Annotated in this window: 13 protein-coding genes and 1 pseudogene; 11 read left to right on the forward strand and 3 right to left on the reverse strand. The window is 44.3% G+C overall.

Annotated features, from left to right (window positions below):
* Window positions 1-13 precede the first annotated feature (13 nt).
* A complete protein-coding gene (locus tag K2P83_RS09700) occupies window positions 14-106 on the forward strand; it encodes a sugar transferase (RefSeq protein WP_292928690.1) in 93 nt (30 codons plus the stop codon).
* A gap of 188 nt (window positions 107-294) precedes the next feature.
* Here K2P83_RS09700 and K2P83_RS09705 read toward each other — a convergent pair whose 3' ends face one another.
* Window positions 295-687, reverse strand: a complete 393-nt coding sequence (locus tag K2P83_RS09705; protein WP_292928669.1) for a hypothetical protein — start codon at window positions 685-687, stop codon at window positions 295-297.
* Between the two features lie 393 nt (window positions 688-1,080).
* Here K2P83_RS09705 and K2P83_RS09710 point away from each other — a divergent pair, with 393 nt between their 5' ends.
* The 9 genes from K2P83_RS09710 (at window position 1,081) to K2P83_RS09750 (ending at window position 9,696) form a co-directional block, all read left to right on the forward strand.
* Window positions 1,081-1,689, forward strand: a complete 609-nt coding sequence (locus K2P83_RS09710) for a LemA family protein (protein WP_292928670.1) — start codon at window positions 1,081-1,083, stop codon at window positions 1,687-1,689.
* 62 nt (window positions 1,690-1,751) lie between these two features.
* Complete coding sequence (locus K2P83_RS09715; RefSeq protein WP_292928671.1) at window positions 1,752-2,651, forward strand: YgcG family protein; 900 nt, start codon at window positions 1,752-1,754, stop codon at window positions 2,649-2,651.
* The gene (locus tag K2P83_RS09720) at window positions 2,652-3,155 is read left to right on the forward strand and encodes a TPM domain-containing protein (RefSeq protein ID WP_292928672.1); all 504 of its coding nucleotides are present in this window, start codon (window positions 2,652-2,654) and stop codon (window positions 3,153-3,155) included. It begins immediately after the preceding gene.
* 749 nt (window positions 3,156-3,904) lie between these two features.
* The gene (locus tag K2P83_RS09725) at window positions 3,905-4,759 is read left to right on the forward strand and encodes an Hsp33 family molecular chaperone HslO (RefSeq protein ID WP_292928674.1); all 855 of its coding nucleotides are present in this window, start codon (window positions 3,905-3,907) and stop codon (window positions 4,757-4,759) included.
* Window positions 4,760-5,058: 299 nt separating this feature from the next.
* The gene (locus tag K2P83_RS09730; protein WP_292928676.1) at window positions 5,059-5,661 is read left to right on the forward strand and encodes an SCP2 sterol-binding domain-containing protein; all 603 of its coding nucleotides are present in this window, start codon (window positions 5,059-5,061) and stop codon (window positions 5,659-5,661) included.
* Between the two features lie 124 nt (window positions 5,662-5,785).
* Window positions 5,786-7,300 carry a ubiquinone biosynthesis regulatory protein kinase UbiB gene (ubiB, locus tag K2P83_RS09735; protein ID WP_292928678.1) on the forward strand — a complete coding sequence of 505 codons (1,515 nt, stop codon included), beginning with the start codon at window positions 5,786-5,788 and terminating at the stop codon, window positions 7,298-7,300.
* Between the two features lie 982 nt (window positions 7,301-8,282).
* The gene (locus K2P83_RS09740; RefSeq protein ID WP_292928680.1) at window positions 8,283-9,263 is read left to right on the forward strand and encodes a fatty acid desaturase; all 981 of its coding nucleotides are present in this window, start codon (window positions 8,283-8,285) and stop codon (window positions 9,261-9,263) included.
* Between the two features lie 44 nt (window positions 9,264-9,307).
* Complete coding sequence (locus K2P83_RS09745; RefSeq protein ID WP_292928682.1) at window positions 9,308-9,550, forward strand: hypothetical protein; 243 nt, start codon at window positions 9,308-9,310, stop codon at window positions 9,548-9,550.
* Entirely contained in the window at window positions 9,547-9,696 is a 150-nt protein-coding gene (locus tag K2P83_RS09750) for a hypothetical protein (protein ID WP_292928684.1), read from the forward strand. Before K2P83_RS09745 ends, K2P83_RS09750 begins: the two co-directional genes overlap by 4 nt.
* 64 nt (window positions 9,697-9,760) lie before the next feature.
* On the opposite strand, the gene K2P83_RS09755 is transcribed toward K2P83_RS09750, so the two are convergent.
* Both K2P83_RS09755 and K2P83_RS09760 read right to left on the reverse strand, forming a co-directional pair.
* Window positions 9,761-9,955 carry a hypothetical protein gene (locus K2P83_RS09755; RefSeq protein WP_292928686.1) on the reverse strand — a complete coding sequence of 65 codons (195 nt, stop codon included), beginning with the start codon at window positions 9,953-9,955 and terminating at the stop codon, window positions 9,761-9,763.
* A 123-nt stretch (window positions 9,956-10,078) separates the two neighbouring features.
* Window positions 10,079-11,905 (reverse strand): EAL domain-containing protein, encoded by a 1,827-nt coding sequence (locus K2P83_RS09760; RefSeq protein WP_292928688.1) that lies wholly within the window; start codon window positions 11,903-11,905, stop codon window positions 10,079-10,081.
* A gap of 241 nt (window positions 11,906-12,146) precedes the next feature.
* Here K2P83_RS09760 and K2P83_RS09765 point away from each other — a divergent pair.
* Window positions 12,147-12,348: pseudogene (locus K2P83_RS09765) on the forward strand (spermidine/putrescine ABC transporter substrate-binding protein); the annotation flags it as partial.

Below are 12,348 nucleotides of genomic sequence, written 5' to 3' on the forward strand. Positions count from 1 at the left end.
TATCGAACACGATTTGTATTATCTTAAACACTGGTCTATCTGGCTCGATCTCTGGATCATCCTCAAAACCGCATGGATCGTCCTGCGTAAAGATAATGCCTACTAAAACCCTTAAATCAGACTCGGCTCAGAAGTAGGTATCTGAGTGAACTTGATGAGAAAATAGAACGCTAAATACTTTCTCTCAGTAACTTTATAACGGAAAAAGTGTGCTTCTAAAAAGCCGATTCATTATTTGTTATAACTGTTTGGGGCCAGTTATCAAGTAACCGTTAACTAGCCCCGGATTAGAGTCTACGCAAAAATACCCGTAAGTTTTGCTAACAATCCATTAATCATGGGTTGAAACACGCCCAAGAAATTATTCAGCTGCAGAACGCCAACAATAAGAATCAATAATCCACCAGCAACAATCCCATATTTAAGACCCAGTACAAAATTGGCTGATGCTGGTGCTCGCGTGTAGGTCTGATTGGAAAATGCCAAAAATATTCTTAATATACCTAGCAATACGCCTGTGGCGACACAACCAAAGAACAAATGTATTGCACAAAGAACTCTTTTGGTCAAATCCGCATCTGCAAGCTCAAGGCTTGAAAAACGAAGACAAACAACAATTACGAAGAGCAGAATGAGGGAGTTCCAAAAACCTCCAAATCTCACTCTCATCTCACTTTCCATACTCATAAAATCTCTCCCTTTTAAATTAAAGCTGTTAAAGTAAAAAAAATCGCCATGTGCACAACATCATAAAACTTGATTAATCTATACCCTTAAGCTTTCAAAATAAGCGTATGCGTACTCAAGTTGATGATAATCATATATCCTGACTGCCCAGAGCCTGATAATTAAAATCAAATCAGTTTTGATTATAATCATAATATGCAGCCTATTTATTTTACAGAACTTATATAAAAATAAATGAATTAAAAAACATATTCTTCATATCCCACAACGTACCGAAAAAATATGTAATGATAAAGAATGCCTTTTTATTACAAAACAATAATCTAATGTTCTTGAAAAGAATATTTGCATCTCTATTTAATAAATAATTGTGATTCTTATCAGGAGAAGTTTATGCGCAATTTGCTATTGATCGTGGCGATTCTCTGTACTTTTTCTTTGAGCGGATGTGACTACAATACGCTTCAGTCAACGGATGAACAGATTAAGGCCAGCTGGGCGGAAGTGTTGAATCAATACAAGCGGCGAGCTGACTTGGTTCCCAATCTGGTTAATACGGTAAAGGGATTCGCTTCCCAAGAAAAGGATGTATTACTGGGTGTAACCAACGCCCGTTCCAGGGTTGGCGGTATTCAAGCAACACCCGAGCTGATTAATGATGCGGGAGCATTCTCCAAATTCCAGAATGCTCAGGGAGAATTGTCTAATGCCCTTTCAAGGCTGCTAGTAGTCGTAGAAAATTATCCAGAGTTAAAATCGGATGCTAATTTTCGGGACTTACAGGCACAATTGGAAGGCACTGAGAACCGCATTACTGTGGCCCGCAACCGTTATATTAAAGCAGTGCAAGAATATAATATCGTGGTACGTTCTTTTCCCAGTAATCTGACGGCGATGCTATTTGGTTTTCATACAAAACTCAGTTTCACGGTAGAAAATGAGCAAGAAATTTCCTCTGCTCCCAAGGTTGATTTTAATGCTCCCAATCCGGCAACAAAATAAAAGCATCCTTTATATGAATACCCAATTTCAATGCTTCCTTTAAAGTTTAACCAGAAAGCAACATGATGCCTGCCAAAATACCCCCGACTTGGGTAAAAATCCTGGCGCTTGCCGTTTTACTTCTTGCCGCCACACTCTCCAGAGCAGAGGTAGCGATTCCATTGCTCAAGTCACCTGTAACCGATCTGACTGCGACACTCTCCGTTAGTGAAGTCACACAGCTGGAACAAAAATTAGCGGCGTTCGAGAAAGCAAAAGGCGGTCAGATCGCGGTGTTAATTGTACCCACCACGCAACCCGAAACGATTGAACAATATGCGCTGCGGGTCGCTGAAACTTGGAAACTAGGTCGCAAAAGCATCGATGATGGCGTACTGCTGCTCGTCGCCAAGAATGACAGAACGCTGCGTATCGAAGTGGGTTATGGTGTTGAGGGCGCATTGCCTGATGTGATGGCAAAACGGATTATCGCAGAAATTATCGTGCCGCAATTTAAAGCAGGAAACTTTGTAACCGGTATTGATGCGGGCATCGATGCGATTATAAGCTTGCTTAAAGGAGAATCACTTCCACTACCATCAACCAAAAACGGCCCCGGCAAATCTCCTGGCATGCATATCCTTCTTGACAATTTTATTCCCGTTTTAATCGGATTTATTGTACTCGGAAGAATGCTGCAAGTACTACTAGGACGTCTTGTCGGAGCTGCAATAACGAGTATCGGTGTGGGATTCATTGGCTGGTTGTTTTTTTCCTCGATCGTTGCAGCCATATTCATCACCGTTGTTGTATTCTTATTGAGCCTTTTTCAGAAGGCAGGCAGTGGAATCTATAGAAACGGGCGTAGCAGCTGGTCAGATAATGGTTTCAGGAATGGTGGTTTTGGAAGCGGTGGTTCTGGGGGAGGCTTTAGCGGAGGCGGAGGTAGCTTTGGCGGCGGCGGCGCATCGGGGAGATGGTAAATGAATTTCACCCGCATCGTCCGTCATCTTTTAACCGGAAAACTCGCATTGCGCCGCATATTCCCCGCAGCTTCGCTGACTGCGATTGAACAGGCCATCCAACAATCGGAGATGAATCATGGGGGTCAAATTTGTTTTGCCGCGGAAGCTGCACTCGATACAATTCCTCTTTTCAAAAACCAGACAGCGCGGGACCGGGCGGTAGAAGTATTTTCACAATTACGAATATGGGACACCGAACACAACAATGGCGTATTGATTTATTTGCTGCTTGCCGATCATGACGTAGAAATCATCACGGATCGCGGTATCCATGCAAAAGTTTCCAGTGAAGAATGGGAAGCTATTTGCCGCACGATGGAATCCGCATTCCGACAACAGCAATTTGAGACCGGTGTAATTAATGGAATCAACGCGGTTGGTGGTCATTTACGAGAATATTTCCCACCTAGCCCCAATCACAAAGAAAATGAGCTTACTAATAAACCGGTGGTACTAGAATGATCGGTTTTGGCTGAGTGCTTGTTTTTAAAAATAAATCAATAGCACTCAATTCATGTTCAAATTACTGTTATTCGGATATGGGAATCCATCGCGCGGAGATGATGCATTAGAATCTTATTGATTGAACACATAAATCACTTGAAATAAACGGATGTCACCTGTCTCGTTGACATGCATTACTGATTGAACATGCTACTGATTTGGCGGGATTTGATCAGATCCTATTTGTTGACACGGATATGCCGTGCGGGGAACCCTTTGAATTCTTGGCTATGCATGCCGGAAAAAATAGTAGTTATAGCAGCCACACATTAACGCCTGGCGCATTACTGCTTATTCATCTGCAAGTCTACCAACATGCTGCACCATCAGTTTTTTACTGCGTATTCGTGGCTATCATTTTGAACTGGGGATCCATTAAGTGCACGAGCAAGTGAATACAAAAATGGCATTTACAACACATATGAAAAATCCGATTACACGCCACTTTAATCGCAGGATTAGCGGCATGTGTGGAAAAATCTGCCGATCAGAATAATATTTCACAACTGGCATTGAGTGGCAGATGTTTTCATAATGCTGTATTGCGACATAGATTAATCACCCACTTGCTACACCATCTTTTCACCTATTCAACGCGTAACGAATGCAGCCGGATAACAGCATCATTGCGTTAGGTTAAGCATGGGTAGCTCTAAGCTATAATACCGACTGTATTTTCGATTGATCAATTCATCCGAGGCTTATAAATGAGTAATTACGTACAGCGCTTCCTTCTGGAAAACCTGGACATTCGAGGTGCAGTGGTGCATCTTGATTCGGTCTGGCAACAAATGTTATCGGGCCGTAATTACCCGCAACCCGTAACCCAATTACTGGGAGAAATGAGCGCAGTCACGTTACTCCTAGGTGAAAACCTCAAGCAAGCCGGGCGCCTAACCGTCCAAATGAATGGCAGTGGCCCGGTTTCCATGCTGGTCATCGACTGTAATGACAGCTTGCACATACGCGGCATGGTCAAATGTGCGCAAAATATCGAAGCGCAGCCACTACCCGATTTACTCGGACATGGACAGCTACTACTGACCTTGGATATGCCCTCCATGCGCGAATCCTACCAAAGTATCGTACCGCTCGACGGCGACAACATCGCTGAACTGTTTGAACATTACTTCAAACAATCCGAACAACTGCCTTCACGCCTTTTTCTGATCACCACAAACACTGCCATTTTCGGCTTACTGTTACAAAAGCTACCTGCCGCCGATCAACAAGATCCCGATGGCTGGACTCGTGCCGAAGCGCTGGCAGCAACAGTCCACGATCAGTCGCTATTTGATCTGACTGCGGAAGAAATACTGACTCGACTGTTTTACGAAGAAACCATACGTATCTTTGACGCACAAACTATCCAATATGGTTGCGAGGAAAACCCGGCCAGAATTTATGCCATGCTGCACGCTTTGGGACGAGAAGAAGTATATTCAATTCTGCAAGAATTTGGCGAAGTCGTTGTCAGTGATGATATCTGTAACCGCGAATACCGCCTAGATGCATTGGCGATTGATATCATCTTCTGTGAAGCCAATCCAACTATTCATTGAGTTAGATTACCTCCGGCAAAGCCGGGAGCTTACCTCATTGAGTTAGCCATCGTGCTGAAGCAGGCAGAAATGATTGCCGATGCACTGGCACAGCCTGCACCGGCAAGCAGACATGCAGAGTCGTATAACTGACTCAAATTATAATGTTATACTCACAAGCCTATTGTACGCTTGGAAGAAACGGGGGAATTCGGTAGCTAAGGTTGAGCTCCAGTGCATGGAGGCAATACCGGACACCCAGAAATAGGCGCAACTATTTCTTCTATTCCTGTTATGAGAATCTTCAAACCGAAAATATAATGCTGAAATCTGTTGTGACCACACCCATCAATCATGTCCTACGCGGAGAGAACTGGGCATGCCAACGATTACAATCCTTTATCGGGAAGACAGTGTGTATCCGGATACCGCCTCTGGTTAATTTCAGTCTGCTGATTGATGCGGAGGGTGAAGTACAACAAGTGAATAGTAGTGAAATGGATGCTGATACGACACTCACGCTATCACCGTTGGTTCTGCCCCGGCTACTTGCACGAGAATCCAGCGCACTCGAACAGATAGAAATCATCGGAAATCAATCGCTTGCTGATGAATTAATCAATATTGGCAAGCAACTTAATTTGAGCGCGGTCTTTGAGCATGATCTGAGCACAGCCATTGGCGATATACCGGCACATCGCATCACACAAGCCGGCGAACATCTGCTGCACTGGCAGGTAGAAAATGTTCACCACATTGCTCAAGCATTAGTCGAATACTGGACAGAAGAAAATCGTTTGTTAACAAAACCCGCAACTATCGATCAGTTCAGCGAAGAAATAAAGGATTTGCAGCATAGCACCGAGCAACTGGAGCAACGTGTAAACCGATTAACCCAGCGAAGCACCTTAGCGAGCGAGTAATTGAATACGACGTATCTTTCCTCTAAAAGAGTGGAACCAATGCATACTTGTCAACAAATAAACATGTATGTTTTAACTGAGTCCCTGAAGCTCTCATTGCTCGTTACCAAATTTTAGATAATCCATGCGCCTATTTCGCCTTTTAAAAATACTACACATTGCCTTCAAATTCGGATTAGACGAATTTGTTCTGAATCATAGTCGGCTGCAATTTTTACGAGTAACTGTCAGAACGCTAACCTTCTGGCGAAATTTGGACAAACCGCGTGGAGAAAGATTACGGCTGGCTTTGGAAGCGTTGGGGCCTATCTTTGTTAAATTCGGCCAAATGCTGTCTACCCGACGCGATCTTTTGCCTCATGATATTGCAGATGAATTAGCCAAACTGCAAGATCAGGTTCCGCCTTTCTCTTCAGAAGTGGTCATCTCATCACTAGAAAAAGTATATGGTAAAAAGCTCAGTGAAATATTCCTTAAGTTTGATGAAATACCCGAAGCCAGCGCATCGGTAGCACAAGTCCATTTTGCCGTGCTGCATGATGGGACCGAAGCGGCGGTAAAAATATTACGTCCTAATCTAGCGCCGATCATTATGCACGACGTTGCGCTGATGGATACCGGCGCATGGTTAGCTGAAGCGCTTTGGACGGACGGAAAGCGTTTGAAATTACGTCAAGTCGTCTCGGAGTTTGCCCGGCACTTGGATGATGAACTGGATCTGATGCGTGAAGCGGCTAATTGCAGTCAGTTACGCCGTAACTTCCTTGATTCTCCCCTTCTATTTGTTCCTGAAGTCTATTGGGATTACTGCCGCAGCAGTGTGATGGTCATGGAGCGTGTCAAAGGCACGCCGATTAGCCATGTCGATACGTTGCGCGAACAAGGTATTGATATCCCGCAACTGGCGCGTGTCGGCGTTGAAATATTCTTTACGCAGGTGTTCAGAGATGGCTATTTCCATGCCGATATGCATCCGGGAAATATTTTTGTTGGCGCAACTGGCCAGTATATCGCAGTTGATTTTGGCATTATGGGAACACTCAGCGATGAAGACAAAAATTACCTGGCGCAAAACTTTCTGGCTTTCTTCCGCCGTGATTATGGGCGTGTTGCACAGGCACACGTGGAAGCGGGATGGGCACCGAAAGATACCCGAGTGGATGATTTTGAATCCGCCATACGTGCCGTCTGTGAACCGATCTTTGACAAGCCGTTGAAAGAAATCTCGTTCGGGCGAGTCCTGCTGCAGTTATTCCAGGCGTCACGGCAATTTAATGTAGAAATCCAACCGCAATTGGTTCTACTGCAAAAGACACTGCTGAATATCGAAGGCCTTGGCCGTGATCTGGATCCCGATCTGGATCTGTGGAAAACAGCCAAACCCTTTTTAGAGAACTGGATGGCCGAACAACTCGGTTTCCGCGGTTTAGCCAGCCGGATACAAAAAGAAGCACCCAATTGGGCGATCATCCTGCCGGAATTCCCCCGCCTGATTCATCAGGCCATCGCTGAAAATCGTAATCATGAGCTGGAAAAAAGGATGACCGATCTGGTCATCGAAGAAAAGCGCCAAAACCGCCTGCTGGCACTTATCGCAATATTATTGACTGGACTGCTGGCTTGGCAGATATTTCAATAATTTCAAATCGGACTAGCGTTTTATATCACTCATCGAGTAAACACCTCAGTTTTACAACTCGCACAGCTATTTGAGTGTAAATTTGAGAAACTGACAGTAACTTCTAATTCTTAAGTCTGAATCTGCATCTACTTGTGCCCATTAACATTTTTTGATCTAAATCAATAAATGTAACTTCGCTTGGTTTCATAATATCGCCTCGACTGTTACTAAATGTGGAGGTGATTATGGATATGCTAGAGAAAGAAGACGCTGAAATTTTTAAAAAATTAGGTTTAAATTTCGGAGTTATAACTCTCGTGGCGGTGGGTTTGATTGTTATATCAATATACTTCTCGTAAGCAATCGATCGACACAAGCACTTGGAGTTTTTTGAATCTAAGTGTTTCAGTTAACACTCCACCGGCTGAAAACCGGTGGGGGGCTTCATACGCTTAATTTGTTCTCTATTAGAAATAACGCAGGAATGTAGCAAGGTCTTTAACTCAGAAAAAAGCTTTACAATCGCTCACTTCTGCTTTGCTAGTATATTTAAACCGTATTTTTACCTTCCAATCTTTTCCCGCATTTCAGATACAAAAAATTTACCGCGCCAGAAAATTTATCCCGGTAGATTTGATCTTATCAAAAATATTTTCGCGGCGATCTCCTTGCCATGTTCGTAATAAAGCAGATACGGAAATTCTAAATTTCCCCAGTATCTAGCAGGCCGTTGAAAAACTATCTGTGTTGCCGCTGCGGTGTTAAAAACAGACTCAAAATGCTCACTTATTAAGCATAAACTTCGCTTCCTCGCCTGTTTTTGCCTTGCATCGGCTACCTCGAAAACGTTTTTCAACGGCCTGCTAGCTCTCTTCCCGCTTACTCCGAAGTAACACAGAGTAATTACACAAATTGCACGCCGGATTCTGGCTTTGTTAGTTTATTTTCCAGATGCAAGGTATCCGAGCACATTACTATGTTACAGTCGCTACTTATCCCTATGATAAATTCTATTGATAAAGCCGAGCTGAAAGCACTCTATCAGCATCGTTGGCAACCCAACCTAAAAATTCCTTTGTTCTATGGAATATGGATAGGACTTGGAATAATGGCCTGGCATGCCCCGCATTGGGCTATTGTTTGGCTCTGCTATCTTGCGATGGGTTACATGCAGATGGGCATTGTGACTTTTATGCATGATTGCACACACAGCGTTCTATTTAAGGCCAAGTGGAAGAATTGGGTATTTGGTGCTTTTGCCATGATACCGTTGCTAATTTCATTCACCGCTTTCAAAGAAGATCACCTCCTGCATCATCGCTTTAACCGGTCAGATAAAGATCCGGATGCCTTTACAATGGGTAAGCGGGGAATCGGTGATTATATTCTCTTCTATGCATATGCCTTGATTGGCGTAGTTCTGACCGCCATCCAGTTTGTTATTATTTTTCCCTTACAAAAATTAAGCGGCAGAAAAGCACTTATTCATTGGAGTGAAATAGCGCTGCATGCGGTGATTACCGTCATTATTTTTGAATGGGCTAATAATAAGGGGATTGCATCTGAGGTTTTTGCACTTTGGTTCTGGCCGCTCATTTTTTTTGGATTTTTCAATAGCGTTCGTTTTGTGGCAGAGCACTATGGAACACCCTGGAATGCTGGCCAGCTTGCCGGTACTCGTACCATTATTAGCAATCCAATGCATTCATGGTTCTGGAACAATATTAACTATCATATTGGGCATCACGTATACCCTGCGGTGCCTTGGTATAATCTTCAGAAACTCCATGCGTTAATGTTGCCGGAAATTAAGCATCAGAATGCAATTATCGATAAAAGCTATTGTGCCGTTTTCTTGGACGCCATGATCAATGGCCCAGAAAATCTAAAACGAAATATAGCCCGTAACGAAAAACGGAATACTAAAATAGAAGACCCTGATACGTCATCTACTTCAAATAGCACACCCCTAAATAATTAATCGATCTTTGGAGGGTCTTCTACGCACTCGACGACGAAAAAATTTTGCTCGATGGTAAAGACATCGCCGGTTTTCCGCCGGAGAAATATCTGTTTCATACCGTTTTCCTGAGCTATGCGTTATTTCTGCATATGAAAATGACCGAAAATAGCGAGTTCTCGCTAAAAATGCCGGGTAAAACACCGGAAGAAATTAAAGTCAATGCCGCCGAGACATCGAAAGAAGCTGAGCTTTCCCAATTCGCCGATCGATATCCCATGAATTACCCAACAGACAAAAGCAATTGAGGAGATTTTCCGGGAAACTAATCAATCAGCGGCACTCATTATTACTGGATGAACCATTGGGTGCTCTGGACGAAAAATTACGCGAGAATATGCAAAGGAAGTTTATCAATCTACAGGTGGAAGCTGGTGCCGCACGCAGCATTTAGGTTACACGCCGCCAAAACCAAACGTTAGCTTTTCGCATCGGCTAACCACCCGAGAATCCCTTGATTAGTATGATTTCGCTGGTACCACGATAACCTTTGCGTCGGTTTTCTCTGGAACTACGATAATCTTTTCATTGGTTCCAGATGGCCCTTGGTTACCTTGCGGTCCTTGTGGACCAGGCGTTCCAGAACCAAACGATAAACAGCCGCTCGTTCCCGCGATCATCACTACTACTGCAAACAATTTTAAGGTTTTCATTCGATTCTCCTTCTTAATACAGATCTATAATCTACAGAACAGCATAATTTATTGCCGGAATTATGTCTGTCTGTTACCGCACACAACTTATTAAGATCTGATCAGGAATTTTCAAGCCGATGTTCAGACGCCTTGCGCAATTTTTTCGAAACCCTCAACAGGTAAAGGTTGGCTGAAAAAATAACCCTGATAAGCATGGCAACCTGAAACGGCCAAAAAATTCCGTTGCGCTTCTGTTTCAACGCCTTCTGCGATTACCCCCAATCCAAGGCTCTGACCCAGAGCCACGATAGTCCTGGCAATCGCGGCATCGTTGGGATCGGTGAGTATGTCGCGTACAAACGACCGATCAATCTTCAACTGATCCAGCGGCAAACGTTTCAAGTACGACAAGGATGAGTATCCTGTCCCGAAATCATCCAGTGAAAAACATATCCCCTTTGACTTCAATGCGAACATTTTTTCGACTGTGTCCTCAACATCAGCTATCAGCAGGCTCTCTGTCAGCTCAAGCTTTAGTCGACGGGGATCGGCGCCCGTGTTCTTCAGTATTTTTAATATTTGATCGACGAAGTCAGGTTGGCGAAATTGGTTCGCACTGACATTCACCGCAATCGTGAGATCCGCCATCTCAAGCTGGTCGGCCCAGACAACCAAACGAGCGCAAGCAGTTTCCAGAACCCATTTTCCCAGAAGCTGGATCAGCCCGGTTTCTTCGGCCAATGAAATGAATTCGGCGGGAGGTACCATGCCGCGCTGCGGATGCTGCCAGCGCAATAGGACTTCAGCCCCCGTAATGCGGTTGTCGCCTGCTATCTGAGCCTGGTAGTGAAGTACAAACTGCTTCTCGTCGATAGCTCGCCGCAAATCGTTCTCCATCCCCGCACGCTTCATGACGGCCAACTCCATGTTCGGATCAAAAAAACGCAGTGTATTGCGCCCGGCTTCCTTGGATTTGTACATGGCAAGATCAGCCTGCTTCATCAGATCATCACTGTTAATCAGATCATCCTTAAAAAGCGTTACACCCATGCTTGCCGTGCTGTTATGCAACGCACCGCCAATTTGGTATGGTTGGTTAAGCGCGACGTTCATCTTTCTGACAACGGTTTTGACGCCCTTAGCCGCCTCCGCTTTATCTGCATTCAATCCGGCAAGCACGACCACGAATTCATCACCGCCCAATCGGGCAACGGTGTCGCCTTCACGCACACACAAAGTCAGACGCTGCCCGATTTGTCTGAGCAGCGCATCGCCTTTGTCATGACCCAGGGTGTCATTAAGATTCTTGAAATTATCCATATCCATGAACAACAGCGCACAAAATATACCGCTGCGCGAGCTGGCAACCATAGCCTGCTTCAGCCGATCCTGCAAGAGTAGCCGGTTGGGCAAACCGGTAAGTTGATCAAAGAATGCCAGCTCTTTGATCCTTTCGTCCGTCTTCTTTCTCTCAGTAATGTTGCGGATGTTGCACTGAATTACTTTCGTCCCTTCACAGTCGTAACTATTACTGACAAATTCAACCGCGATTATTGCGCCCGCCTTTGTTCTGAGCGGAAGATCATCATAACGGACATAACCTTCTGCTTGTATCTTAGAAAACATTTTTTGGCTTTCAGCAATGTCCGTGAACGTACCTACCTCCCACAACTTTTTTCCTAAGAACTCCGCATGTGAATAACCCAGCATCTCAATCAAATAAGGATTAACGTCATCGATCTGTCCAGTATCCGCATTGAGAAGCAGAATCCCATCGCGAGCGGATTCAAACAGCCGGCGGTAGCGGCTTTCCGATACCCGTAACGCTTTCAGAGCAAGATCGCTCATCGATTTGGAGGTAGGTGTCTGCGCTGGCATCGAAGGAACAGTTTGCAAGGTATCTTCTGGATTGCACATAGCTTGTTTAATGAAGAGTGTTAAACGATCGGCAATATCCTGTGCTAGCACAACGGCAACCTAAGATTTCAACCCTTTACTTCTTAAATATACCGTAAATAATTATATGTTTAACCTTTCATACGCAAGTTGTCTGTGCGATAAGCAACATAAGCCAACCGCCGGCCAATTATCGGCTGCCGGTATTCATGGCCTAATCCTGTTATTTTTAATGATCTGGGGCCTGTTAGCAGAAAATAGATTGCCTACTTTTGTCCGCATTGAATTTATACATTCAGTACGTTAGTAAACTTTGATAAAGTGTACGTTTTCTCTTCAGGGTGCGGTGATGTCATTGGACAGCATGGTGTTACATCAAAGTGGAAAGCATCCGAGCCTTGCGCATCAGTTTATTAATTTTATGCTGGATGGCAAGAATTCCGCTGAGCTGACCAACTTGATTGGATCAGGCAATCCCAACTTCGATGCCAAGCCATTCATCCGGCCTGAATTAC

This window comes from Nitrosomonas sp. (assembly GCF_019752415.1).
Lineage (GTDB): Bacteria > Pseudomonadota > Gammaproteobacteria > Burkholderiales > Nitrosomonadaceae > Nitrosomonas.

Bases quoted from the DNA above. Each gene is read 5' to 3' on its own strand.
- K2P83_RS09715 (WP_292928671.1), top strand. From the start codon at position 1,752: ATGATGCCTGCCAAAATACCCCCGACTTGGGTAAAAATCCTGGCGCTT.
- K2P83_RS09730 (WP_292928676.1), top strand. From the start codon at position 5,059: ATGCTGAAATCTGTTGTGACCACACCCATCAATCATGTCCTACGCGGA.
- K2P83_RS09725 (WP_292928674.1), top strand. From the start codon at position 3,905: ATGAGTAATTACGTACAGCGCTTCCTTCTGGAAAACCTGGACATTCGA.
- K2P83_RS09740 (WP_292928680.1), top strand. From the start codon at position 8,283: ATGATAAATTCTATTGATAAAGCCGAGCTGAAAGCACTCTATCAGCAT.
- K2P83_RS09720 (WP_292928672.1), top strand. From the start codon at position 2,652: ATGAATTTCACCCGCATCGTCCGTCATCTTTTAACCGGAAAACTCGCA.
- K2P83_RS09755 (WP_292928686.1), bottom strand. From the start codon at position 9,955: ATGAAAACCTTAAAATTGTTTGCAGTAGTAGTGATGATCGCGGGAACG.
- K2P83_RS09705 (WP_292928669.1), bottom strand. From the start codon at position 687: ATGAGTATGGAAAGTGAGATGAGAGTGAGATTTGGAGGTTTTTGGAAC.
- K2P83_RS09710 (WP_292928670.1), top strand. From the start codon at position 1,081: ATGCGCAATTTGCTATTGATCGTGGCGATTCTCTGTACTTTTTCTTTG.
- ubiB (WP_292928678.1), top strand. From the start codon at position 5,786: ATGCGCCTATTTCGCCTTTTAAAAATACTACACATTGCCTTCAAATTC.